Annotated in this window: 25 protein-coding genes; 14 read left to right on the forward strand and 11 right to left on the reverse strand. The window is 67.9% G+C overall.

Going from position 1 to position 24508, the window contains the following annotated elements; all coding sequences use genetic code 11:
• Window positions 1–16: 16 nt before the first annotated feature.
• On the reverse strand, window positions 17–772 hold the full coding sequence (locus L0P92_RS16645) for an SDR family NAD(P)-dependent oxidoreductase (RefSeq protein ID WP_234763496.1): 756 nt from the start codon (window positions 770–772) through the stop codon (window positions 17–19).
• Between the two features lie 118 nt (window positions 773–890).
• On the opposite strand from L0P92_RS16645, the gene L0P92_RS16650 reads away from it, so the two are divergent.
• Window positions 891–1481, forward strand: coding sequence for a TetR/AcrR family transcriptional regulator (locus L0P92_RS16650; RefSeq protein ID WP_234763497.1), 591 nt, complete (start codon window positions 891–893; stop codon window positions 1479–1481).
• A gap of 32 nt (window positions 1482–1513) precedes the next feature.
• Here L0P92_RS16650 and L0P92_RS16655 read toward each other — a convergent pair whose 3' ends face one another.
• Window positions 1514–1972, reverse strand: coding sequence for an Lrp/AsnC family transcriptional regulator (locus L0P92_RS16655; RefSeq protein ID WP_234763498.1), 459 nt, complete (start codon window positions 1970–1972; stop codon window positions 1514–1516).
• Between the two features lie 81 nt (window positions 1973–2053).
• On the opposite strand from L0P92_RS16655, the gene L0P92_RS16660 reads away from it, so the two are divergent.
• Window positions 2054–3238, forward strand: coding sequence for a MalY/PatB family protein (locus tag L0P92_RS16660; RefSeq protein ID WP_234763499.1), 1185 nt, complete (start codon window positions 2054–2056; stop codon window positions 3236–3238).
• A 19-nt stretch (window positions 3239–3257) separates the two neighbouring features.
• Here the strand turns inward: L0P92_RS16660 and L0P92_RS16665 are convergent, their stop codons facing one another.
• Window positions 3258–3860 carry a TetR/AcrR family transcriptional regulator gene (locus L0P92_RS16665; protein ID WP_234763500.1) on the reverse strand — a complete coding sequence of 201 codons (603 nt, stop codon included), beginning with the start codon at window positions 3858–3860 and terminating at the stop codon, window positions 3258–3260.
• A 97-nt stretch (window positions 3861–3957) separates the two neighbouring features.
• Window positions 3958–4422, reverse strand: coding sequence for a MarR family winged helix-turn-helix transcriptional regulator (locus L0P92_RS16670; RefSeq protein ID WP_234763501.1), 465 nt, complete (start codon window positions 4420–4422; stop codon window positions 3958–3960).
• A 158-nt stretch (window positions 4423–4580) separates the two neighbouring features.
• On the opposite strand from L0P92_RS16670, the gene L0P92_RS16675 reads away from it, so the two are divergent.
• The 3 genes from L0P92_RS16675 (at window position 4581) to L0P92_RS16685 (ending at window position 6798) form a co-directional block, all read left to right on the forward strand.
• Window positions 4581–5546 (forward strand): alpha/beta hydrolase, encoded by a 966-nt coding sequence (locus L0P92_RS16675; protein ID WP_234763502.1) that lies wholly within the window; start codon window positions 4581–4583, stop codon window positions 5544–5546.
• 231 nt (window positions 5547–5777) lie between these two features.
• Window positions 5778–6107: a carboxymuconolactone decarboxylase family protein gene (locus L0P92_RS16680; protein ID WP_234763503.1), complete on the forward strand. Its 330-nt coding sequence runs from the start codon at window positions 5778–5780 to the stop codon at window positions 6105–6107.
• A gap of 139 nt (window positions 6108–6246) precedes the next feature.
• Window positions 6247–6798, forward strand: coding sequence for an OsmC family protein (locus L0P92_RS16685; protein WP_234763504.1), 552 nt, complete (start codon window positions 6247–6249; stop codon window positions 6796–6798).
• Between the two features lie 146 nt (window positions 6799–6944).
• On the opposite strand, the gene L0P92_RS16690 is transcribed toward L0P92_RS16685, so the two are convergent.
• The 4 genes from L0P92_RS16690 to L0P92_RS16705 all read right to left on the reverse strand — a co-directional run bounded on the left by L0P92_RS16690 (window position 6945) and on the right by L0P92_RS16705 (window position 10340).
• Window positions 6945–7349: a hypothetical protein gene (locus L0P92_RS16690; protein ID WP_234763505.1), complete on the reverse strand. Its 405-nt coding sequence runs from the start codon at window positions 7347–7349 to the stop codon at window positions 6945–6947.
• 338 nt (window positions 7350–7687) lie between these two features.
• Complete coding sequence (locus L0P92_RS16695; protein WP_234763506.1) at window positions 7688–8896, reverse strand: NAD(P)/FAD-dependent oxidoreductase; 1209 nt, start codon at window positions 8894–8896, stop codon at window positions 7688–7690.
• Window positions 8893–9090: a ferredoxin gene (locus L0P92_RS16700; RefSeq protein WP_234763520.1), complete on the reverse strand. Its 198-nt coding sequence runs from the start codon at window positions 9088–9090 to the stop codon at window positions 8893–8895. The genes L0P92_RS16695 and L0P92_RS16700 overlap by 4 nt, the downstream gene beginning before the upstream one ends.
• Window positions 9091–9137: 47 nt before the next feature.
• The gene (locus L0P92_RS16705; protein ID WP_234763507.1) at window positions 9138–10340 is read right to left on the reverse strand and encodes a cytochrome P450; all 1203 of its coding nucleotides are present in this window, start codon (window positions 10338–10340) and stop codon (window positions 9138–9140) included.
• Between the two features lie 167 nt (window positions 10341–10507).
• On the opposite strand from L0P92_RS16705, the gene L0P92_RS16710 reads away from it, so the two are divergent.
• Complete coding sequence (locus L0P92_RS16710) at window positions 10508–11155, forward strand: TetR/AcrR family transcriptional regulator (protein WP_234763508.1); 648 nt, start codon at window positions 10508–10510, stop codon at window positions 11153–11155.
• A gap of 127 nt (window positions 11156–11282) precedes the next feature.
• Here the strand turns inward: L0P92_RS16710 and L0P92_RS16715 are convergent, their stop codons facing one another.
• Window positions 11283–12218 (reverse strand): glycoside hydrolase family protein, encoded by a 936-nt coding sequence (locus L0P92_RS16715; RefSeq protein WP_234763509.1) that lies wholly within the window; start codon window positions 12216–12218, stop codon window positions 11283–11285.
• Between the two features lie 84 nt (window positions 12219–12302).
• Window positions 12303–13328 (reverse strand): LacI family DNA-binding transcriptional regulator, encoded by a 1026-nt coding sequence (locus L0P92_RS16720; protein WP_234763510.1) that lies wholly within the window; start codon window positions 13326–13328, stop codon window positions 12303–12305.
• 1413 nt (window positions 13329–14741) lie between these two features.
• Here L0P92_RS16720 and L0P92_RS16725 point away from each other — a divergent pair.
• From L0P92_RS16725 to L0P92_RS16735, 3 genes are all read left to right on the forward strand, one after another.
• Entirely contained in the window at window positions 14742–15860 is a 1119-nt protein-coding gene (locus L0P92_RS16725) for a serine hydrolase domain-containing protein (protein ID WP_234763511.1), read from the forward strand.
• Between the two features lie 38 nt (window positions 15861–15898).
• Window positions 15899–16852 (forward strand): alpha/beta hydrolase, encoded by a 954-nt coding sequence (locus L0P92_RS16730; RefSeq protein ID WP_234763512.1) that lies wholly within the window; start codon window positions 15899–15901, stop codon window positions 16850–16852.
• Between the two features lie 540 nt (window positions 16853–17392).
• Window positions 17393–19828 carry an ATP-binding SpoIIE family protein phosphatase gene (locus tag L0P92_RS16735; protein ID WP_234763513.1) on the forward strand — a complete coding sequence of 812 codons (2436 nt, stop codon included), beginning with the start codon at window positions 17393–17395 and terminating at the stop codon, window positions 19826–19828.
• Between the two features lie 135 nt (window positions 19829–19963).
• Here the strand turns inward: L0P92_RS16735 and L0P92_RS16740 are convergent, their stop codons facing one another.
• Window positions 19964–20650, reverse strand: a complete 687-nt coding sequence (locus L0P92_RS16740) for a TetR/AcrR family transcriptional regulator (RefSeq protein ID WP_234763514.1) — start codon at window positions 20648–20650, stop codon at window positions 19964–19966.
• A gap of 91 nt (window positions 20651–20741) precedes the next feature.
• Here L0P92_RS16740 and L0P92_RS16745 point away from each other — a divergent pair, with 91 nt between their 5' ends.
• From L0P92_RS16745 to L0P92_RS16765, 5 genes are all read left to right on the forward strand, one after another.
• On the forward strand, window positions 20742–21113 hold the full coding sequence (locus L0P92_RS16745; RefSeq protein ID WP_234763515.1) for a DoxX family protein: 372 nt from the start codon (window positions 20742–20744) through the stop codon (window positions 21111–21113).
• Between the two features lie 37 nt (window positions 21114–21150).
• The gene (locus tag L0P92_RS16750) at window positions 21151–21783 is read left to right on the forward strand and encodes an NAD(P)-dependent oxidoreductase (protein WP_234763516.1); all 633 of its coding nucleotides are present in this window, start codon (window positions 21151–21153) and stop codon (window positions 21781–21783) included.
• A 21-nt stretch (window positions 21784–21804) separates the two neighbouring features.
• Window positions 21805–22752, forward strand: a complete 948-nt coding sequence (locus L0P92_RS16755) for an NADP-dependent oxidoreductase (protein WP_234763517.1) — start codon at window positions 21805–21807, stop codon at window positions 22750–22752.
• Between the two features lie 161 nt (window positions 22753–22913).
• Entirely contained in the window at window positions 22914–23510 is a 597-nt protein-coding gene (locus L0P92_RS16760; protein ID WP_234763518.1) for a TetR/AcrR family transcriptional regulator, read from the forward strand.
• Window positions 23511–23916: 406 nt separating this feature from the next.
• On the forward strand, window positions 23917–24408 hold the full coding sequence (locus L0P92_RS16765) for a hypothetical protein (RefSeq protein WP_234763519.1): 492 nt from the start codon (window positions 23917–23919) through the stop codon (window positions 24406–24408).
• The last annotated feature ends 100 nt before the right edge of the window (window positions 24409–24508 follow it).

Here is a 24508-nt window from a genome sequence, read left to right on the forward strand (position 1 = left end):
TTCGAGTCGTGGGTGGTCAGAGCTGGGTCGCGCCGCCGTCGACCGGAAGGTCGGCGCCGGTCAGGTAGCCGCTGTCGTCGGTGGCCAGGTACAGCACGGAGGCGGCGATCTCCTCCGGGCGACCCAGGCGGCCCATCGGGACGCCCGCGGCGAGACCGGCGCGCAGCGCCTCCTGGTCGGCGGGGGACGAGCTGGCGGCCAGGCCGTCGAGGATGGGGGTGTCCACCGGGCCGGGGCTGATGGTGTTGACCCGGATTCCGCGGTCCTTGAACTCGGCGGCCCAGCTGCGAGCGTAGGAGCGCACCGCGGCCTTGCTCGCCGAGTAGGCCGTGAAGTCAGCCCAGCCCAGCTGGTGGGCGAGTCCGGAGACCAGGACGATCGCCCCGCCGTCGTTGAGCAGCGGCACTGCCTTCTGCACGGTGAAGAACGTGCCGCGGGCGTTGATGGCGAAGACCTTGTCGAAGTGCTCGGGCGTGGCCTCGGGCAGCCGGGCGGCGGCGGCGATGCCGGCGTTGGCGACGATGATGTCGACGGAGCCGCGCTCCTCCTTCACCTGGGTCCACAGCCGGTCCAGGTCGGCGAGGTCGGCGATGTCGCCGCGCACGGTGCTGACGTTCGCGCCGATCTCGGCCTTGGCCTTGGCCAGCTCTTCCTCACGGCGTCCGGTGATGAACACGAAGGCGCCCTCAGCAACGAACTTCTTCGCGGTCTCCAGGCCGATGCCGCTGCTGCCGCCGGTGATGACCGCCGTCTTGCCGTCCAGCTTGCCCATGGGGTGGGTCCTCGCTTTCTTGTTTAGTGTCCGCTAAATAAGAGCTTCGTCGTACACTGTAACGCGCCCTAAAGAAAAAGCAAGCCGGACCCTCCGGGGCCGGCCGGGGAGGCGGAAGATGCCCAGAGGACGCAAACGCACGTTCGATGAAGGTGTCGCGCTGCAGACAGCCATGGAGCTGTTCTGGCGCCGGGGTTACGAAGGCACGTCGATCTCCGACATCTGCCAGGCCCTCAACATCCAGCCGCCGAGCCTGTACGCGGCCTTCGGCAGCAAGAGGGACCTGTTCGCCAAGGCTCTGGACCGATACATGTGCCGGCCGACGGATGATCTGCGGGAGGCCATGGCCGAAGCGACCGCGCGCGAGGCCGCGCTGCGTCTGCTGACCCGCCGGGTGGAAGCCTTCACCGCCCCCGGCCAGCCGCCCGGCTGCATGACCGTACAAGCGGCGCTCGCCTGCGGAGAGGCCCACGGTGAAATCGTCGACCTTGTCACCGCCGCGCGAGAGGAGACGCGCAAGACAGTGCTTGAGCGGTTCGAGAAGGCCGTGGCCGACGGCGACCTGCCGATGGGCACCGACTGCGGCGCCCTGGCCCGCTATCTCATGGCCACCCTCTACGGCTTCAGCGTCGAGGCAGCGTCCGGCGCTCCGCGTGAGGAACTGCTGGCGGCCGCCACTCTCGCCGCACAGCTGGTACCCGCCACCTGACCGGCAGCCCGGAGCCTGTCCTGGGCCGCAGGTTACGGCCGCGAGGGCAGCGGACGCGTAGGGACGACCTGTTTCATGACAATCGTGGAGTTGATACGCCGCACGCCCGGCAGCCGTACCAGCTTCTCCTCGTAGAGGCGCTGGTACGCGGGCAGGTCGGCGGTGACCACGCGTAGCAGGTAGTCGGGATCGCCGAACAGGCGCTGCGCCTCGATGACATGGGGAATGGCGGCGACGGCCTTGTCGAAGGCCGCCAAGGTGTCCGGTTGGTCCTGGCGCAGGCTGACGAACGCGAGCACCTCGAAGCCCAGACCGACGGCGGCGGCGTCCACGGCCGCGTGATAGCCGACGATGACCCCGGTGCGTTCCAGCTCGCGCAGGCGCCGCTGGCAGCGAGAGATGCTCAGCCGCAGCCGGTCGGCCAGCTCGGTGATCGTCAGTCGCCCGTCCAACTGGAGCTCCGCAAGGATCTGATGGTCCACGGCATCCATGTGCGAAATCCTTGCAGGCAACCACCTCTGAGGGCAAAGGAGGCAAACACTTCCCGCACCTGTGCGCCTAAGTTTGGCGCCATGGCCGACAACTCTCGCGAGGTCTTCGCTCCGCACTCCGACAACCCCCTGCGACAGCTCACCGTGGACCAGCTGCGCCGCCGCACGAGCCTGAAGTGGCGCGCCTATCCCGAGAACGTGCTGCCCTTGTGGGTCGCCGAGATGGACACTCTCCTGGCCGAGCCCGTCGCGCAGGCGATCAGGGACGCCGTGGCGCTCGGAGACACCGGCTACCCGACCGGCAGCGGCTACGCCGAGGCTCTCGCCACGTTCGCGAGCGAGCGATGGGGCTGGGACGGGCTCTCGGCCAAGCGCACGGCCATCGTCCCGGATGTGATGCTCGGCGTCGTCGAAATGCTCAAGCTGGTCTCCGACCCCAGCAGTCCAGTGATCGTCAACCCCCCGGTCTACCCGCCGTTCTTTCAGTTCGTCGAGAGCATGGGCCGCCCGGTCATCGAGGCCCCGCTCGGTGCCGACCGGCGAATCGACCTGGAGGCGCTGGAGGCCGCGTTCACGCTCGCAGTTCAGGGCGGAGACCGACCCGTGTACCTGCTGTGCAGTCCGCACAACCCGACCGGCACCGTACACACCGCCGAGGAGCTGGCGGACGTGGCGGCGCTGGCGCGCAGGTACCGCATACGGGTCGTCGTCGACGAGATCCATGCCCCGATCGTGGCGTCGAGCACTCGGTTCGTCCCGTATCTGAGCGTTCCCGGCGGCGAGAACGGGCTGTCACTGATGTCAGCGTCCAAGGCATGGAACCTTCCCGGCCTGAAGTCCGCCCTGGCCATCGCCGGCCCTGACGCCGCCGACGATCTCTTGCGCCTCCCCGAAGAGGTCAGCCACGGCCCCAGCCACCTCGGGATCATCGCCCACACCGCTGCCCTCCGGGACGGCGGCGACTGGCTCGACTCGCTGCTCGTCGGCCTCGACGACAACCGCCGTCTGCTCGCCGATCTGCTGACCGAACACCTGCCCGCAGTGCGTTATGCACCCGCCCAGGCCACCTATCTGGCCTGGCTCGACTGCCGCCGCCTCGGCCTGGGCGACGACCCCGCCGCCATCTTCCTCGAACGCGGTCGGGTCGCTCTGAACTCCGGCATCCCCTTCGGCACGGGCGGCACCGGTTTCGTCCGCCTCAACCTGGCGACCTCGCCCGAGATCCTCACCGAGGCGGTCCGGCGGATGGCCTCCGCCCTCGCTTGAGAGCCGGCCTCGCCCCCGGCTACGACGCCAAGTTGTGCGCGGCGAGGATCGCCAACGCCATGGCCCGCCCCCGTTCGATCGCGGCCGAATCTGGCCGGATCGCCGCCGTGACCAGCGCGCCGTCGTAAACGATCGCGATCTGTTCGGAGATCTCGGCCGCGTCGGCGCTGCCGGCCTTCTCGATCATCTTGCGGATCGTGGCGAGCACGGCCAGCTTGTGCGTGCGCGCCCACTTCTGCGCCGGAAGATCGGCCTGGGGCATTTCCGTCGCCGCGACCACGAAAGCGCACCCTCGATAGACGGATTGCGCGGCGGCAGTCGACAGAAGGTCGAACACCCGCCCCATCTTGACCGCCAGCGGGTCATCGCTCTCCTCGACCAGCCGCAGCCGGCCGAGCGTCACGTTGTGCTGCCGCTCCAGGTAGTCATCGACGAGATCGTTCTTACTCTTGAACGCGTGATAGAACGACGCTTTGGCGACGTCGGCGCGCTCGATCAACAGATTGACACCGGTAGCGGGGATCCCCTCGCGGGCGAAGAGGTCGTCGGCAGCGGCGCGCACGCGGTCCCGCGGTCCACCACGGGTCCGCGACGCCGGGGCTTTCGGTTCCTGAGCCTCCATCTGCACTCCCCTGTGGCACTTCCATCCCTGACCTGTCGGCCAGAACAGTCTGTCTGCTTCGGAGGCTACGTTCACGGCCACCTTTCGGCAAACGACGTCAGGGTCGGCTGCCGGTCACATTCTCGGTGACCAGGCGGAGCAGGTACTTGGCGGTGGCATCCTGCTCGGGCGTCAGCCCCATGGCCTCGCCGATGGCGACGGGAACGGTGCCGGCCTTCTCACGGAGGTCCGCACCGGCCCGAGTAAGGCGTATGACCACCGAGCGCTCATCGTCGGCACGCCGCTCACGGTGGATCAGATCGGCGGCTTCCAGTCGCTTGAGCAGCGGGGAGAGGGTACTCGACTCCAGCCGGAGCGCGGCGCCCAGGTCACGTACCGAGACCGAGTCCTGCTCCCACAGCGCCAGCATGACCAGGTATTGCGGGTAGGTCAGTCCGAGCTCCTCCAGCAGCGGTCGGTAGCGTGTCGTGACTGACCGTGAGGCGGCGTACAGGGCGAAGCACAGCTGGTCCTGAAGGAGGAGTGAACCCTGCCCCGCGGCGTGGTGTGCGTCCTGGTCCATGAGTCACAGCCTAGCATTTCAGATGCCCACTACTACATCGACAGCGACTACATCGACAGCAATTAGATTGCGCGCGACTAAATCGAGCTGTATCGTTCTTGTCATACCCGTTCGGACGGCCTTCCTGCCGTCGCCACGACCCTCCCGAGGAGCCTTCCATGTCCGAGGCCGCCACCCACCCCGTCCTGGAACAGGCCGCAGCCGCCTTCGCCGAGGCCACCGCGAACCCGCCGTACCTCTTCGACCTCGGCCCGGCCGACGGCCGCAAGACCGTCGACGAGGTGCAGTCCGGCGAGATCCCCAAGCCGGAGATCGACGAGGAATGGGTGACCGTCCAGGGCGGCCCCACCGGATCGGTGCGGGCCCGCATCGTTCGCCCCGCCGGCGTCGAGGGGTCACTGCCGGTGATCATCTACATCCACGGAGCCGGCTGGGTTTTCGGCAATGCCCACACTCACGACCGGCTGGTGCGTGAACTGGCCGTCGGCGCCAAGGCGGCCGTCGTCTTCCCCGAGTACGACCTGTCCCCCGAGGCGCGCTACCCCGTCGCCATCGAACAGAACTACGCTGTCGCCCAGTGGATCGTCCGCGAGGGCGCGACCCATGACCTGGACGCCGCCAGGATCGCGGTGTCCGGCGACTCGGTCGGCGGCAACATGTCAGTCGCGCTGACGCTCATGGCCAAGGAGCGCGGAGACGTGCAGCTCGTTCACCAGGTGCTGTTCTACCCGGTGACCGACGCCGCCTTCGACACACCCTCGTACCGTCAGTTCGCGGAGGGGTACTTCCTGCGTCGCGACGCCATGCAGTGGTTCTGGGACCAGTACACCACCGACGAGAACCAGCGAGCCGAGATCACCGCCTCCCCCCTCCGCGCCACCGCCGACCAGCTGCGGGGTCTGCCCCCAGCCCTGATCATCACCGCCGAGGCCGACGTGCTGCGCGACGAGGGCGAGGCCTACGCCAACAACCTCCGCAGCGCCGGCGTCCCCGTCACGGCCGTGCGCTACCAGGGCATCATCCACGACTTCGTCATGCTCAACGCCCTGCGCGACACTCACGCCGCAGAAGCCGCCATCAGCCAGGCCGTCGCCACCTTGCGCACCGCCCTGGGAACCGCGTAACCAGACCCCCACCCCGCGGCCCGGGCGGTGCAACCGCCCGGGCCGCCGCATGCCCTGACACTTCCGCGGAACACGCACCGCTGCACCACCGTGCGATCGAGGCCGAGCCCAGAGCGTTACCCGCTCCAGCATCCGGCCGTTTGACGTAGACAGACAAGTCTGTCTACTCTCAACGCACCGCCGCTCCCGTAGAGGGGAGCGGCCAACTCGACAGACTCGAAGGGTTCAGCGATGCACTACCACGACAGTGACGACGCGGCTTACAACCGACACCTGCGCCATGCCGCCCCCACCGCCTACAAGGGCCTGATGGACTTCGACAAGGCTGTCTTCGAGGAGACCGACAGCGGACTCGACCGGCGGACCAAGGAACTCATCGCCATCGCCGTCGCCGCGACGACGCAGTGCCCGTACTGCATCGATGGCCACGTCAAGAACGCCCACAAGGAGGGCGCGACCGAGGCAGAGGTCGCCGCGGCCGTGATGATCAGTGCCGCGCTGCGAGCCGGCGGCTCGTTCACCCACGGCTGGATGGCCATGAAGAGCCTGGACAACGCCTGACCGGAACGGCCCTTCCTCCCGCGCGACATGACTCTCGGCAGGCCGGCGGCGAGCGACCGGGACACCACGACCGCGTCCGCATCGGCGCCGGTTCTTGCCGCACTTCCCATCCCGCACTCCGCTGAAGGAGCCAGTTCCCATGTCTGTGATCAACGAGATCGACGTCCAGGCTCTGCAGGACATCACCACCGCAGTCCAGGCCGAGCCCGAACTCGGCCAGGCCACCCTCTCCGTCAACGGCTCCTGGCAGGGCGGTCTCCGGCTTGCCGCGCAGACCGGCGCGATGACCCAGGGCGGCGAGCGCGACGAGACGCGCGCCGCGAAGTTCACGATGCGCAGCGACGAACCCGCCGGATTGCTGGGCACTGACACCGCGGTCTCCCCCGGGGAGTACATACTGCAGGCACTCGCCGGCTGCTACACCGCCACCCTCGCCATCCTCGCCTCCGCGCAGGACATCGAACTCAAGGGTGTTCAGGTGGAATTGGAGGGCGATGTCGACTACCGGGGCTTCCTCGGCCTCGACCCCTCCGTCCGGCCAGGCCTGCAGCAGGTACGTGTCCGCCTCCACGTCGACGCCCCGGGCACCCCCCGTGAGAGGCTGGAGGAACTCGTCGCACTGGTCGAGAGTCGCTCGCCCATCCGCGACACCCTGGTCAACCCCGTGGACGTCGTCACGACCCTCGCCTGATCAACGGCGACCGAAGAAACCATAAGTCGCCGTCGGTGGTATTCCGTCGACGAATACGACCGGGTGGGACGCATCAGAGCGCCCCACCCGGCACGAATCAGACGACGCTACCAGGCTCTTGCAGCCCTACAGCCCAGGTCGAAGGTTCACCGAGAACCGAGGGTGATGTCCATGCTGTCGTCCGGCGCAGGAACGGTGACAGTGGCGTAACCGATCACCCGGGATCCCGTGCACGGCTGGCCGGGAAAAGCATTTCCATCGGTGACCAGGAAGTTCATCTGCTCCCCGGGCATAGCCATGATGCCGTTCTTCTGATCCGGGTCGCCCACACGGACGGATTGGTTCGCCTTGCCCTGGAGATTTTCTGACCAGACACTACCCTGCCGATAATTTCCCATCCACTGCCACTGCACACAAGTGAAATTCTTCGGCGCCGTGATGTGTGGGTAGTAGAAGGTCGCTCTGGTCGCGGCCTGGGCGGGTGCCGCTGCCAGTAGCATCGAGCCGACCAGGAGACAGGCAGCTCCCGTTCGGCGAATGAGGTGCTTCATGGTGTTCGAGGTTCCTCTCCAGCGTACGCGATCTCAAGTGGCCTGCATCAGGGAGCAGTTGGCCTTGCGACAAGCCTGGCCGCTCTTGTTTCCCACAGCCACCGAGGAACTCCCATTCAGGGAAACGTTCCATCGGAAATTTTAATCGCGCGAATTACACACCCCCTTTCAACTTCGGCCACTTTCACCGCACATGCACATCCGCTTCACCTCCGACCCCTGCTGTTCTCCGAGCGATTGAACAACGCCGCAACGCTCGAATACCGAAGTCCACGGCCACTCCCCGATCACGAGTTCGCCTCGATGAAGTCAGAGCACTTCGAGTCCGGTCGCGCTGTTCACGCTGTCGCTTCCGCCGAGGGCGCGAGTGCGGAGAGCGCGCCGCCCCAGGGGGCGCCGGCGGCGATGGACCGTTGCCAGGGACGGATGCTCTTGGGCGGCATGCCGATGGCCAGTACACCGCTGAGGCGCTCTCCGGTGCGGTAGACAGCCAGGAACTTCCGGTCGGTCAGGCTTCCTTCGACGACCCGTACCTCATCGTGACCGCGCAGGTAGCCGTAGGCGCGGATCTTCATGTCGTACTGGTCGGACCAGAAGTACGGTACGGGCGCGAAGGGCTGGCGCGCTCCCAGGAGGTTGCGGGCGGCGGCCATGCCCTGCTCGGCGGCGTTGGTGCGGTGCTCGACGCGCATCGAGGTGCCGAAGAGCGGGTTGTGCCAGCGGGCCACGTCGCCTGCGCCGTACACCCCGGGGGCAGCGGCACAGAACTCGTCGCAGACCAGTCCGTCGTCGAGGGTGAGGCCACTGCCGGTCAGCCATTCCGTGTTGGGCCGGGAGCCGATGGCCACCAGCACCGTGTCGGCCTCGGCCACGCTGCCGTCGTCGAGCCGTACGCCACCTGAGACGACCTCGGTCACCCCCGTCCCGGTGCGCAGGGCCACGCCGTGGTCCAGGTGGGCCTGGGCGAGGACACGTCCGATGTCCTCGCCGATGGCGTGGGCCAGCGGGACGGATGCGGGTTCGAGAAGGGTCACTCGAGTGCCCAGGTCGGCCGCCACCGCCGCGGCCTCGGCGCCCAGGAAGCCGGCGCCGACCACGGCCAGGCTACGGCCCGGGCCGAGACGGCCCTTGAGGGCGAGAGCGTCGTCCAGGGTGCGCAGGGTGTGGGCGGGAGCCCCCGGCAACCGCCGGGGGCGGACTCCGGTGGCCACGATCAGGCCGTCGTACGGGACTTCGGTGCCGTCGGACAACAGCACCGTCCGGGCGACGCGGTCCAGGCTGGCGGCCGTGCGGCCGTACCGGGTGTCCAGACCGAGGGCGTCGAGGTCGGCCTCGGTGCGTAGGGGCAGCCGGTCAGGCCCCCAGGCACCGTTGAGGATCTCCTTCGACAGGGGCGGCCGGTCATAGGGCGCGGCGGGTTCGTCGCCGATGAGGGTGATGGTGCCGGTGTGGCCTGACCGACGGAGGGTCTCGGCGGCGGTGAGGCCCGCCGCGGAGGCGCCGACGATCACGACACGGCGAAGCGTGTCGGCCGAAGATGCGCTCACGACTCCGCCAGACGAATCGCGGCCGCCGGGCACACCGTGGCCGATTCACGGACCGCGTCGTGGAGTTCCGCGGGCGGGGTGTCGTCGAGGAGGATGACCATCCCGTCGTCGTCCCGCTGATCGAAGACCTCCGGGGCGAGCATGACGCATTGGCCGGACGCCACACATTTGGGGACGTCCACTTCGACCTTCAGGTTCATCACAGATTCTCCGCTTCGTTCCAGTGTTGAGGAGTGTGGGGTCACCAGGTGACGGGCAGCTCGTGGACCCCGTAGACCGTGGTGCTCTGCTTGAAGGTGATGTCCTCCAGCGGAACGTCGATCCGCAAGTCCGGCAGCCGCCTGAAGAGTTCGGGGAGCACGATCTGAAGTTCAGCGCGGGCCAGCGGCTGACCGAGGCACTGGTGGATGCCGTACCCGAAGGTCACGTGCTGTCGCGCGTTGGCCCGGCCGAGATCGAGGCGGTCGGGGTCGGCGAAGGCTTCCGGGTCACGGTTGGCCACGTGGAGGGGAACGATCACACCTTCACCGGCACGGATGGTGACATCGCCGATGCGCACGTCTTCGAGGGCGTAGCGACGCAACCCGCCGTGGACGATGGCGAGGTACCGGAGCAGTTCCTCCACGGCGTTCGCCGCCTCGGCCGGGCCTGCCAGCAGGTAGGGGATCTGATCCGGGTGCTGCAGCAGGGTGATGGTGCCGAGCGCGATCATGTTCGCTGTGGTCTCGTGGCCGGCGAACAGCAGAAACGCCGCCAGATCGGCAGCGTCCCGCTCGCTGACGGCGCCGGTGTCGACATGCTCGCCGAGGCGGGTCAGGACGTCGTCACCGGGCTTGCTCCGCTTGGCCGTGAGCAGCTGGAGCAGGTAGGAGTTGAGCGCTTCCCAGGAGGCCGTGAACTGTTCCCCCGTGGACTGCAGGTCGACGAAGACCTTCGAGTGCGACTGGAAGAAGTCGTGATCCTCGTACGGCACACCCAGCAGTTCGCAGATCACCAGTGAGGGCAGTGGCAGGGCGAACCGCTCCACGAAGTCCACCGGCCCCTTCTCCCCGGTCATCTCGTCGAGGAGTTCGCGAGTGATGTCAGTGATGGCCGGACGCAGCGCGTCGATCTTCTTGACCATGAACTCGCGGGTGAGTGTGCGCCGCATCGTGGTGTGCACGGGTGGGTCGTAGTTCGCGAAGAATCCGCGCGGAGCGGGCCGCGAATCCTCTATGAAGGTCGGAAACCCGGATCGCGACGTGTCGCTGCTGAACGCCGGGTTGCCCAGCACCGCACGGGCGTCCTCCCAGTGGGTCACCAGCCAGGCGCTGAGCCGGCCTTCCCAGATGGAGACCCGGGTGATCGGCTCCTCGTCACGCAACCGGGAGTAGACGGGCGGCGGATCGAGTGGAGCCGTCGCGGGCCGAGTAAGGACGAATTCGGAACTCGTGGCAGAGGTCATGGCGTGATCCATCCGTATGCGCCTAACGGTGTTAGGCGACCTGCATGGAATACTAACAGCGTTAGGCACTTGTCGGCAGAGAGATCTTGTGACGCGGGTCACCGCCGACGACGGCCGATGATGGAGGATCCGTTCATAGCCTGCGACGCGTGTACGAAGGAGAGACCTTGGGCTCGGCAGCACATGGGCAGCGCGTGCCCAACCGGCTTGGTGAAGGCGAACGTCTGCGGCAGGACATCCTGGACACGGCGACCCGCATCCTGGAGGAGTCAGGCCGCGAAGACGCCCTTTCCCTGCGTGGCATCGCCCGTGAGGTGGGCATCGCCGCACCGAGCATCTATCTGCACTTCAAGAACAAGACGGACTTGATCTGGACAGTGCTCGACACCGCCTACTCCGCCCTGGCGTCCCTCATGAGCGAGGCGGAACGTCAGGCCGCCGGCACCGGCGCGGACGCATGGGAACGGCTGAGTGCCGCCGCCGACGCCTACCGCAGGTACGCCGTCGACAATCCACGCAGGTACCGGCTGATGTTCAGCCTGGAACAGCAGGCGTCGGTACAGCGGCACGCCACCGAGCACCATCCACTGACCCGGGTACTCCATGCGTGGACCGAGGCTGTCGAGAGGTATCTGACAGACGCCTGCCCACAACGGCGCGAGGAAGCCCAGACGATGGCGACCCTGTTGTGGACCGGCATGCACGGCCAGTTCGCACTCTGGCACACATTGCCGCACCCGTTCGCCGAGGACGACGCCATCCTTGTGGAGTTGCAGCAAGCCCTCATGAGACGGCTCCTGCTCCCCTCCGAGTGATCGCCACAGCCGCTCACCGCAGGGGCCACTCCTGACCCTTGAACGAGACCGGGCCGGTGAAACGAGACCGGGCCGCGCCGACCTGCTTCGGCCGCGCGCGGCCCGCATCGCGTCGCGATCCTTGTCGTCACCGGGGGCACAGGGTGGCGGGGGTGAGAGTGCCGGCGGAGTAGCGAACGGGCACGGGATCGCTGAGTTCGCCGGCGAACCGGCCCTCGCGTTCTTCGAGGAAGCCGATCAGGTGCCAGGAATCGTCGACGTCCTGTACCAGGCGGGCGGCATACAGGTTCGGTACCGGGACCGGTCGAGCCTGTGCGATGTCCCAAGGGCCGGTGACGGACGGGCCCGGGACCGCCAGGATCCGACTGCTGGTGTCGTTTTCGGAGAGATTGGTGCAGAACAGGAGCAGCGGCTGGCCGTCGACGACAGCGACCTGCGGAACCTCCAGGTGACCGAAGCCGGCGGGTTCGGTCAGAGGCGGCCGGACCTCCCAGTGGAGAAGGTCCGGGGACTGAGCGTGACCAATCACTCCACGGGCACCGGAAGGGCCGGCCTTGGAGTGGGCGGTGATGAGCATGTGCCAGCCGGATCCGCCGGGATCGGGGAAGACCCACGGGTCGCGCCATGCCTCGCCCGCCCGGTCGGTCGCATCGCAGTCCTCGTACCAGGTGGCATCCGGCTCGACCAAAGGGGCGTTCCCGTGACGACGCCAGGTGACGAGGTCGTCGGAGATCGCCAGACCTATCCGCTGGACCAGGCGCCCGTCGCCCTGGGTGACTCCGGTGTAGAAGAGGTACCAGCGGCGGTCGGGGCCCCGGACGACGTTTCCGGTCCAGATGGCGAGATCGTCCCAGGCCGGACCGTCGGCCGGGACGAGCGCGTCCGCGGTCAGCTGCCAGGTTCGCAGGTCGGCCGAGACGGCGTGACCGACATGGGCTCGTTCGTGCCGTCGTTCGGGATCGAGCAGCGACCGTGACGCCCGCAGGAAGAAGGCGTGATGGCGGTCCTGGTCATCGCGGGCATACCAGCTGTCCCACACCCAGGCGTCGGGCAAGTGCAACATGTATCACTCTCCAGGTGATGATTAATCGATTGAGCAGGCGACTCACTCAGCCGTTCGCAGTCTCATGCGCGATGGGCTGCCTCGTCAGGTGGCGGGTTGTCCGATCGAGCCGCGTTCCCTCAGCGGCATCGGCACCCAGCGAGTGCCGGGTTCGGCGGTCTCGTCGAGGAGGAGTTCGACGGCGAGCCGGCCCATCTCCTCATGGGGCAACGCGGCGGTGGTCAGGCCCGGGCGCAGCCATTCGGCGATCGGATCGTCATCGAACGACACGATCGAGATGTCGTCGGGGATCGCCTTCCCCGCGTCGGCTGCTGCCTGGTAGGCGCCGAAGGCGAGCCGGTCGTTCATGCAGATGACCGCTGACGGGATGCTGCCCCGCTCCAACAGGGATGTCATACCGGCATGCCCGTCACGGGCCTCCCAGTCCCGTGTGTGTTCCGACACGGCGAGACGAAGGCCCCGGTCAGCCAGTGCCCGGCGGATGCCCCGCATACGCAGCCCCGCGGCGAGCGACCTGCGTGGACTGCGTTCGATCGACTCGATACGCCCCAGCACCGCGATGCGGCGGTGGCCTTGACCGAGCAGCGCGGCAGCCACCGCGTATCCGGCGTCCTCCTCGGCGGGCAGCACAGCGGGAAGGCCATGGGCACTGGTGGCGTTGAGGAGGACTGTGCGCGTATCCAGCAACCGCTGAGGGACGGTCAGGCGCCGACTGTACATCGCGGCGTAGACAACCCCGTCGACCTGCCGGTGGAGCATGGCATCGATCGCGTGCCGTTCGAGTTCGGGATCACCCTGCGTCTCGGCTATCAGCAACACGTGCTCACGGTCACGTGCCACGCTGAGCGCGCCGCGGATCATGCCACCGGCGAAGCGGGTGGTGGCGACAGTGTCCGAGATGAGAGCGATCGTGGCCGTCTTCCTGATACGCAGACTGCGTGCCGCGGCATTGGGCCGGTATCCGAGTTCCTGGGCAGCGGCGAGCACACGCCTGCGGGCGTCCTCGGACAGCCGGGCGTCCTCACGCTCATTGAGAACCCATGATGCCGCCGTCGTCGACAACCCGGCATGCCGGGCCACGTCGGCCAGCGTCACTCTGCGTTGAGCCATGTGCTCCCCCTCATACTCACGGGAAGTGGCGCTGCCCGCGGCGCCATCGTACGCGGGCTTGATGCGGTCTTCGGGAACATCCATCCTGTGATTAATCCTTTAAGCAAGGTCGCTTGACACAGTATGCATGGAGAGCGTTCGATGCTAAAAGCATTAATCAAGGCCGGAAACGTCCCGAGGCACGGACGACGTCAGCCGGAGAAGGGGCGCTCATGATCGCGGAGAAGTGGTCCGCCACGGCGTGTACGACCGCCGAGCCACCTGCTGCCAAGGGCACCGCGGCTCCGAACCATGCCAGCCACGATTCTGAATCGTCGGCGGGTGCACTGCAAACGCCCGGGTATCCGCCTCCGTCGGCCGATACCTCGACGAGGTCGCGCGGCGGCTTATCCGCCGGTCCCTGCCCGCCCGGGGCATCCTCACCACCTCCTGCTGTCGAGCTTCCATGCCTCGGGACACGTTCCGGCGTCCCGATCATGGCTCGCGGGGTACCGGGGAGCGGGGTAGCTGCGCCGCGGTCAAGACCGGCAGGCACCCGAGCTGATACCCATGATCAGCACCGCCGCCATGGCGGATACAAGGTGCGCACCTGTGCGCGGCCTTGTCCAGTGCCCTGGCAGGCAATGAGGGCTGCTCCTGTCGGCTCTGTCGACGCCCTGGAGTCCGTAACGTCCACGTCGGCCTCGACCGTCGGGGCGAACCGAACGTTCTGGACCCTCGACGACGTCAGCCTCACGGTCCAGCGAGCAACGACCATGGGGCCGGCCATCGAATCCGGATGGGGAAAGTCCAAAATCCGTATCAGAGTTGTCCTCGGCCTCGTACCGGTCACCTCGCGCGCCATGCGCTGGGACGGTAAGGACCTCACCCGCCTCACACTGTGCGGCGGCGTGAGCTCGGCCACCGACTGCGGGTGGCGTTCCAGGACCCCCCGAGTTCACTCGACATCTCCTGCGTGCCGCGATGTCTGGGGGCGTCGGCCTCAACCCGAGGCTCCACCGCGCTACCCACACGGCTGCTCCGAGAAGGCAGCGCCAGCCAATGTCCGTCGCGCGGCCTGATGGTCCCGTCCCGGACAGTGATCTGCGACGAGACTGCCGACGGCCTCGGCCAGGTCGTCGAAGCCCGACTCAGCTGCCTCGCGCCATCCGCACCAGCCCACTTGTCCACCACATCGTTGCTGCTCACCGCGCCGGTGAGCGGGCCCGCCGCTCACCGGCGACTGCCTGTCGCACAAGCCGTGCTCGCAGTACCGGGGGGCGTAACCACACCTGCTCGACCACGGACCGGTCATGGCCTGGCACCGCCACCCGCAATGGCAACCCGAGGGGCCCGAGAACCCCTCACCTTCCGTCTTGACAGCCACGTCGAATGCAATGGAGACACCCAGTGAATCGGCTCCCCGAAGGATTGGTGACCGCCGGCTTCGAGCCGGTCGCCGACGCTTTCGCCGACAACTTCGACCACCGCGGCGACACGGCGGCCTCGTGCGTCGTGTATGCCGACGGAGTCCCTGTGGTCGACATCTGGGCCGGGAAGACCGGAAGGGGTGCGTGGACACCCGAGATCCGCAATGTGGTGTTCTCCGTCAGCAAGGGCGTGACCACCATCTGCGTCCTGATGGCCGCGGAGCGAAACCTGCTCGATCTGGACGCCCGGGTCGGGGAGTACTGGCCGGACTTCGCCCAGCACGGCAAGGAGGCGACGACCGTTCGCCATCTGCTCACCCACCAGGCGGGTCTGCTCGCCCCAGAGGTGGACCTGAGCGCCCAGGACCTGCTCGCCTGGCAGCCCGTCGTCGACCAGCTCGCCCGCCAGGCACCCGCGTGGGTCCCTGGAACCTCCTTCGCCTACCACCCGCTCACCTTCGGCTGGCTGGCGGGCGAGGTCCTTCGCCGAGCCACCGGGCAGCGCCCCGCCGAGTGGCTCCGCGACCACGTCGCCGCACCGCTCGGTCTCGCCATGACCTTCGGCGCCCTTTCGGACGCCGAGGACATGCACCCGCTGCTGGAGGCCCTCCCGATCAGCGATCCCGACGCGGGCGCGGCGCTGGCCGAGATGCTCGCCGTCCCCATGGCCGTGCGTGCGATGAGCCTCGGTGGCCTCTTCGACGCCGCCGACATGCCCCAGACGGCCAACGGAACGGCATTCCTCGCCGCCGAGATACCCGGCGCGAACCTCGTCACGAATGCCCGCAGCCTCGCTCGTCTCTACGCCGCCACCGTGGGCACCGTTGACGGCACCCGGCTCCTCGGCGCCGACACCGTGGACGACGCTCGCCTCCCCCGCTCGACCGGACGGCCCTTCATCGGCCCCGCCGACGGCAACCGGTGGGGCACCGGATTCATGCTCGACTCGCCCCTGCGCGGCATGGCCGGTCCCGGCAGCTTCGGCCACGACGGACTCGGCGGCCAGCTCGCGTTCGCCCACCCCGAATCACGGATCGCCTTCGCTTACCAGACGGTCCGCCCCGGCGGGATCCCCGACGATCGTGCCGAAGCTCTCTGCCGCGCGCTGCGCGCCTGCCTCTGACCACCACGAAGATCCAACCGATCACTACAGGAGATGCCATGCCACTCGACCCCTTCCTCCAGCCGCTGGTCGCCTCCATGCCGCCGACGCCGGACGAGATCGCCGACTTCCCCGCTTTCCGAGCCCAGGAGCAGCAGCTCGGCGAGGCTGTGTACGTGCCCCTGATGGAAGCGGCTCCCGAGATCGCCTCCCGTCGGGTGGTCGGCATCCCGGTCGACGGGGGAACGATCGACGTAAAGGTCTTCCATCCCTTCGGCGAAGGCCCGCACCCGGTGCACCTCTACATCCACGGCGGCGGGTGGGTCGGTGGATCCGCCAAGGACAAGCTCATCGACATCCCCTGCGCCGAGCGGGCCGCCGGCGCCGACTGCGTCGTGGTCGCGGTGGACTACCGGAAAGCGCCCGAGCATCCCTTCCCGACCGGGCTGAACGACTGCTACGCCGCTCTGCTGTGGGTGGTCGAGCACGCTGAGGAACTCGGCATCGATCCGGACCACATCACGATCGGGGGCGGATCCGCCGGTGGCAACCTCGCCGCCGCTCTCGCGCTCAAGGCCCGTGACGAGAACGGCCCGCGGATCGCGTTCCAGTTGCTGGAGGTACCGGCGCTGGACCTCACCGGCGGACAGCCGTCCTACCAGCGGTTCGCCACCGGATACGGGCTCACCCTCGCCATGGCGGAGATGTGCGTCCGTTACTACGTGCCCGACCCGCAGGAGGTGACAAACCCCTATGCCTCGCCGCTGCTGGCGCCGGACCTCTCCGGTCTGCCGCCCGCACACATCATGTCGGCCGAGTACGACCCACTGTCCGACGACGGCGAGTTGTACGCCAAGCGACTCACCGACGCGGGGGTTCCCGCGACCTTCTCCCTCCAGCGGGGCCACATCCATGTGTCGGCGACCTTCACCAAGGTCATGGCGGCGTCGCGGGCATGGCGGGACGAGGTCCTGACCGTCCTGCGGGACGCGCACAAGACGCCTGCGGCATAGAGCCGTGCCCGCGCCCGGACTCGCCGTACAACGTCCGGTGCGCACGCTCAGGCTGCTCGGAACATGCCGCTCGGACGTTATCGAAGACCACGTGCCGATGCCCGAGCCGTCCTGAGAAGCCGAACCACCAGGGTGCGGTGGCCCGACCACGGTTGGACCACCGCGCCGCACATGGGAGTGTGTCGTTTCCAGCACCGTAACCGGTGTCGGCGATCTCCGCCCCGCCTCTCCGCCTGCCAACAGCGCAGTGAGTCGGCCGCTCTCCGCAGCCTGCCCGGCAACGCGCAGCACGACCGTCCCGACGAACGGGATGACCGACAGACACCGATCGGCCCAGGCTGAAGATCAAGGGTGTGATGCCGGCGTGGCTGCCGTGGTCGTACTGAGCCGTCGCATCGATCCGCTGTAGGGCAGGCAACAGCACCCCGGAGGCAGCCCTTGAGGCGGGGCTGTACATCAACAAGGCTACCCAGCGGACAGCAGGTGATATCAGACCATAATAGGCACATAGGTGTGGCTCCATCACCGGCGAGGAGCAAGATGAACACGTCGAGGACTCCCATCAGCGGCTCGGCATTTTCGCTGGGAGGCATCGCGACCGCCCTGATCGACCGCGAAGGAACCGTGCTGCGTTGGTCCGGTCAAGCCGCCGAACTGGTTGGCCGGGCGGCTGCGGAAGTGTGCGGTCGACCGATCGGACAGCTGTTCGCCGACGCGCCAGGCCAAGATGTCGGAGCCACACACTGCGGGAGCGGCATCCCGACGCAGGGGCAGACTGCGCTCCGCCACAAATCGGGTGCCGCGGTCGAGGTCACGTTTCACTCGATGCCCCTGGACGACTCCTCCGACGTACTGCTTCTGGCAGCTCCCAGCCGGCAGGTGGCCGACTGGGAGCGGGGCACGGCCCTTCTCCAAGCCCTGCTCACCCAAGACCGAGTCGGGGTCAGCATCCATGACTCTAGCCTGACCGTGGTGCAGACCAATGCCGCCGCAACCATGCTTGACGGGCATGCGCCGGCCGTCGAAGGGTGTCTGCGCGAAATTCTCAACGCCGAAGACGTGGAAGACACGGAGGCCGCGCTGCTGCAGGTTCTGAACACCGGAGTCCCGCTGATCGGGCGGGAACAGCGGGTGCGCCAAAGTGACGAGCACGCACGGCAGACGGCTCTGTCGCTGTCCGCTTTCCGGCTGGAGGACGCGGAGGGCCGCCCTGCCGGTATCTGCACGCTGTTCACCGATGCCACGGCGAGTCGTCGGGCCCGCCTGCGTCTGGATCTGAGGCGAGAGGCGGCCAATCGCATCGGTGCCTCTCTCAATGTCATGCGCACGGCCCAGGCACTGGCAGACGTTCTTGTTCCCGCCCTGGGTGACTTGGCATATGTGGATCTCGCCGAGGCCGTGCGGGAAGGGGATGAGCCACCGAAGGTCTACAGCGGAGGACGGCTCTACCTCCGCCGGGCTGCGGTCGCGTCGGCCTCCGGCACGTGGCCCGCACCGCTCCTGCAGCCTGGCGACGTGTTGCCCCAGGTCCCCGATACGCCTGACCTCAGATTCTTTCTGCGAGGCGGAACCGCCCTCGTGACCGACCGGGCGGGCATCATCAACTCGTTCATGCGTCGTCCAGAGACGAGTGAACTCATTCCCATGACGGTTCCCGAGCGGGCGCACTCGCTGGTGGCGTCTCCTTTGCTCGCCCGCGGACTGCTGCTGGGGCAGGTTGCGGTCTGGCGCACCGAGCAGAGTGATCCGTTCGAGAAGGAGGACGAGGACCTGCTGGCCGAGATCGCCTCGCGGTCAGCTGTGAGCGTGGACAACGCCCGCCGTTACACCCGCGAGCATCGCTCAACCGTCGCCCTGCAACGAAGGCTTCTTCCACGCGCCACACCGGACCCCAGCGCGGTGGAGAGCGCGCGTTTCTACCGGCCCGCCGCCGATGGAGCCGAGATCAGCGGAGACTGGTACGACGTCATCCCCTTGCCCTCCCTTCGGGTGGCCCTGGTCGTGGGCGACGTGATCGGCCATGGTCTGGCGGCCACCGCCACCATGGGCCGGCTGCGCACCGCCGTGCACACCCTGGCCGACCTGGAGCTCGATCCCACCGAACTTCTGACCCATCTCGACGGCCTCGTACAGCAGCTCGCCGAGGAAGCAGCACCCGAGCACCGGGACGCCGTTGGCGCGACCTGCCTGTATGCGGTCTACGATCCGGTCGACCGCCAATGTTCCATGGCCAGCGCCGGGCACCTCCCACCCTTGCTGGTCCGGCCCGACGGCTCCTGCGAAGTGCTCGAGGTCTCCCCCGGCCCACCGCTCGGCGTCGGGGGGATGCCGTTCGAGACAACGAGCATCGAACTTGCCCCTGGCAGCGTTCTGGCTCTCTATACCGATGGATTGATCGCGCGCAGCGACCACGACCTCGATGCCGGCACCAGGCGGTTGACGAGCAGTCTCGCCGCGCTGTGCCGCCCCGACTGCCCGTTGGACGGCATCGGCCGCACGCTCATGGCCGACATCAGCGAGGCCGCACCCCGTGACGATGCCACTCTGCTCCTCGCCCGCACCCGAGCGGTGCCCCCGCACAACACCGCGAGCTGGGAGTTTCCGGCGGATCCAGCGGTGGTCACCGAGGCACGGAAAGCGACGAGCCAACAGCTGACCCACTGGGGTCTGGACGAACTGATCTTCACCACCGAACTCATCGTCAGTGAGCTGGTCACCAATGCCATCCGCTACGCAGGCGGACCCGTCGGCCTGCGCCTGATCCGCGAGAACGCACTGGTCTGCGAGGTCACCGACCCCAGCAACACACAGCCTCGCCTACGCCGTGCCCGCACCACCGACGAAGGAGGCCGGGGCATGTTCCTGGTCGCCCAGCTCACGACCCGCTGGGGCAGTCGCTACGGTCAACAGGGCAAAACCATCTGGGCCGAACAGTCGATCGCCCCAGCGACGCCGCGCACAGCCTCCCAGACGTGACCATTTCCGCACCGGCAACCGGTGCGGATGCCACTCCGAAGGTCCGCAGCGTCGCAGCCACACCAAGTCGTCGGTCCGGCGAGGACCCTCGACGCTCAGCCTCACAAGATCGGGTACGACTGCGGTGCACGCCCTTCACGACCCGGCGCAACTGTCGTATCCACCGAGCCGGACCATGGCTTCGTACACCTGGTCGGCTGTCATGGGCGGCTCAGGCAGAGGATGTGCCCTGTCAGCGCGGAAGGCGTCGAGCATGAGGTGGAGGTGGCGCCGCCAGACGACAGGGGCGATGCCTCGAGTGGCCTCGGCGATCCGGCTGTGAGACCAGATCACGAAGGCCAGGTCCTCGGGAGTGACGTCCGCCCGGAGGCTGCCCTGCTCCTGGGCTCGGTGGACGATCTCCACGCCGAGGTCGTGAATACGTGTCTGGGCGGCTTCGAGACTGGTGGAGTCGGGCAGGCGGACGGAGGCGAGGTCGGCGAAGCCGCGGTCGCCGGCTTGAAGTGCGCACATCGTCTCGGCGAAGAGCTGGAAGCCCTGCCACGCCTCCTCCATGGCCACCGCTCGTTCCGCGACCTCCAGCCAGGCCCGGACCTTCTCGGTGAAAACCGCCTGGATCAGGTCCAGGCGGGTGGGAAAGTGCCGGTAGAGGGTTCCGATGGCGAGCTGAGCCTGCCTGGCGATCTGCTCCAGTGGCGCGTGGAGCCCATGCTCGGCGAAGTGCGCCCGGGCCGCTTCGAGCAGGGCGTCGCGATTGCGCTGAGCATCACGCCGAAGCGGGCGATCGGCGGCGGGCTGAGGAGCGTCGGGCGAGATGGCCATGGCCTCCACCCTAGCAACCGGAGGGGACCCTCATGTTCTCTGTTAGGATCCAGAACATGAGGTTCCCCTCGACTTTTGTTGGAGTGTGGTGATGAACGTAGTCCTGTGGGTTCTGCAGGCACTGCTCGCGGCCGTCTTCGGCATGGCCGGACTGATGAAGTCCTCGCAGCCCCGGGAAAAGCTCGCCAAGTCCCTGCCCTGGGTGGAGGACTTGTCGCTGGGCACGGTACGGCTCATAGGAGTGGTGGAGCTCCTGGCCGCCCTCGGATTGATCCTGCCGGCGGCCACCGGCATAGCCGTTGTACTGACACCGCTCGCCGCCACTGGCCTGGCCGTGGTGATGATCCTTGCCGCGATCGTGCACGCCCGCCGCAAGGAGGCCGGCTCGATCCCTGTGAACGTCGTGCTGCTGGCGCTGGCGGTCGTAGTCGCCTGGGGCCGCTTCGGCCCTTACTCCTTCTGACCCCTCGCCCCAGTCCGGCAACAAGGGACGTCCATCCATGCGTTTGACTGTCTTCGGCGGTACCGGCCCCACGGGCCGTCTCCTGATCGACCAGGCCCTGGCGGAAGGGCACGAGGTCGTCGCCTACGCCCGCTCCCCCGAGAAGCTGCCTGTCCGGGAGGGTCTCACTGCGGTCCGGGGAGAGCTGGATGACGCCGGGGCCGTCACAGGAGCGGTAGCCGGCAGCGCCGTCGTACTCAGCCTCCTCGGCCCGAGCACCAAGAAGGCCGACGCCCCACCGCTGATCGCCGGCTACCGCAACATCGTCGCGGCGATGCGCGAGCACCGCGTCGATCGGCTCGTGGCGATGGGCACCCCCAGCATCACCGACTCCGCGGACGGCAAGGACGCCAGGGTCAGGCTCATGGTCGCGGGCATCCGGACCTTCCAGCCGGTGGCGTACGACACCATCGTGACCATCGGCCGCATCGTGCGCGAATCCGGGTTGAAGTGGACCATCGTCCGGTTCCCGCTGCTCACCAACGGCCCGAGGACCCCCTCGATCAACGTCCGCACCGTGGGCGAAAGGGGCGGCCTCCGTCTCTCGCGTGCCAACGCTGCCGCCTACTTCCTCCAGCAGGCCGGCGACTCCGCCCAGGTCGGCCGGGCACCGTTCATTACCGACAAGTAAGAAATGGAAAGGACATCATCCATGCGCGCTTTGATCACCACGGACTACGCCGCCGCTCCCGAGGTCGCCGAGATCCCGCGTCCCGAGTTCGGACCGAACGAGGTGCTGGTGAAGGTCGCGGCCAGCTCGGTCAACGGTTTCGATGCCATGGTCGCGGGCGGCTACCTGAAGGGGATGCTCCCGCACACGTTTCCCGCCGTGCTGGGCAAGGACTTCGCTGGGACGATCGAGGCGGTGGGCGCCGATGTTCAGGGCTTCGCCCCGGGCGACGAGGTCTTCGGCGCGGTGATGGAGCTCGCGATTGGCCGGGGCGCGATCGCCGAGTACGCGGTGGCTCAGACCGCCGTGGGCCTGACTCACCGCCCGGCTGGACTCGACATCGCACGGGCTGGGGCACTGACCGTGGCGGGTGCCACCGCCCACACCGCCATCGAGGCCCTGTCGCTGCAGCCCAGCGACACTGTCCTGATCGTCGGAGCCACCGGCGGCGTGGGCTCGCTGGCCGTGCAACTGGCGGCGGCGACCGGGGCACGGGTCCTGGCCACCCACCGCGGCAGGGGCAACGCCGCACACCTGATCGGACTCGGTGCACACGAACTGGTCGACGCCACGGGCGACCTCGCCGCGGCCGTGCGGCAGTATGCCCCCGATGGCGTTCACGCAGCCCTCCACCTGGGCGGAGACCTCGACACCGTCGCCGGCCTGGTCAAGCAGGGGGGCAGGCTGGCCAGCGCCGCCGCCCAGCCCGCGCCGGACGCCTACGCCGACCGCGGACTGACCATTGTTCAGGTCATGGCCGACGCCAGCGCCAAGAGGCTGGACCACCTCGCCACCGAGGTCGCGGAAGGCCGCCTGGACGTACCGATCATGCAGACTTTCACGCTGGACGATGCCCCTGAAGCGATGCGCGCCTTCGGGGCGAGCAAGCACGGAAAGATCGCTGTCTGCGTCCAGGCAAGCGAGCACTGAGCTCCCATTCCCCCTGCCCCCGGCTCCTCGCGGCGCCGGGGGTTTTGCCGTCTTGCGGAGGGTGGCCTCCAGGCAGCATCCAACCGGAGGGAGCGTCCCCTTTAGTATGGACAGGAGGCAACCTCGTGTTGGCGGCACATAGGTGAAAGAAGCGGGACAGTATGGCTGAGCAGGGCTCGAAGGCACGCCGACCACGAATCGACGGCCTGCACAACCGTGCCCTGATCGTCGACGCGGCCCTCCGGCACTTCACCGAACAAGGCATCAACGCGTCCCTGGAAGGGATCGCCAAGGAGGCCGGCGTAGGCCCCGCCACCCTCTACCGCCACTTCCCCACTCGGGAGGCGCTACTCGCCGACGCTCTTTACGTGCGTGGCGAAGAACTTCTCGCCGGCGTGACCGAGATCGAACGGTCGGCCGACCCCGACTGTGCGCTGCAGCGGTGGATGCGGGTGATGGAGGATTACCTGAGCCTGTTTCAGGGGCTGCCTGACCCGGTGATCAGGGCTCTGCCCGAGCAGGATTCCCCCCTCTCGGCGCCGTGCCAGAGGCTGATCGACGTCACTGATCGCCTGCTGAAGCACGCTCAACGCTCCGGGTCCGCCCGCCCGGAAGTACAGGCTGACGGCCTCTTCCTCTCCGTGCTCTGCCTGGCCTGGGCGAAGGCCACTGGAGCCGCGGACAACGCCACCCTGGAGACCCTGCGCACCATGACAGCGGTCGGCTACCTGGACCAGGTCCGCGCAACAGGGCAGTGATCCGCAGAACGACGTCAGGGGTGGTGGCGAGGCGAAGTGGCCCCACCTCGGGATGCGATGCCACGGTGGATGTGGTCCGCCGAGGGTGGGCGCTGCGGATGTCCTTGTCCAAGCAGGAGCTGTCTGACCGGATCCGCCTCGACAGAGCTGGCAGCAGCTGTCGATTCGGGCGTTGCCGAGGAGGTACGGGCGTGCATCGGCGTCTGGTGCGGGAAGCTCTGGCCTCGCCGGTCCCCAAGCCGCGTCAGCATCCGGCGCGGATCTCGCCGCGCATGCAGCCGTACAAGAAGACGGTCGACGAGTGTCTCCGTGCTGATCTGGAGGCCCCGCGCGAGCAGGACACACCGCCAAGCGGATCGGTACGCGGCTGGAGGAGGAGTTCGGGGTCACGCTTCCGTACAGCACGGTGCGCGACTTCGTCGCCGCCCTCCGTCGGGCGATCTCCGAGGAGGGCGGGATTCAGGCCGAGGGCTTTGTGACCCGGCACAACGTCCAGGGCGCGGACGCCGAGGTCGATTTCGGGGAGGTGTGGGTCGATCTGGCCGGGCAGCGGGTGAAGTGCTACCTGTTCGCGTTCCGCCTGGCACACTCGGGCCGGGCGGTGCACCGGATTTCCCGCTCCTGCTGGCAGCAGGCGTTATTCGAGGGACATGTGCATGCGTTGACCGTTCTGGGCGGTGTTCCGGCAGGTCAGGTGCGCAGCCGCATACAGGAGGAGAACCCGAAGTGGACCGCCGCGGCGCCGAGAGGCTCTTCCGATCACGGCCTCGGCCACCTCGGATCCCATCTCCAGCTGGCACCACAGCTCCCGCAGTGCCGCGGAGATGTCCCCGCTGCCCGTGAACCGCCACTGCGCGATGTCGAGGGCGCGCAGCCAGCCGTCCAGATAGGGGTCTGAGCTTGTTCCGCTTTGGCGGAGACCATCGGTGTGGTGGTCAGGCTGTGAGTGCGGTCTCGTATGCGGCGGGACTGCGATAGCCGAGGCTGCTGTGTGGACT

Origin of the sequence: Streptomyces muensis (assembly GCF_021474425.1) — a bacterium.
In the GTDB taxonomy this organism is placed as follows: Bacteria; Actinomycetota; Actinomycetes; order Streptomycetales; family Streptomycetaceae; genus Streptomyces; species Streptomyces muensis.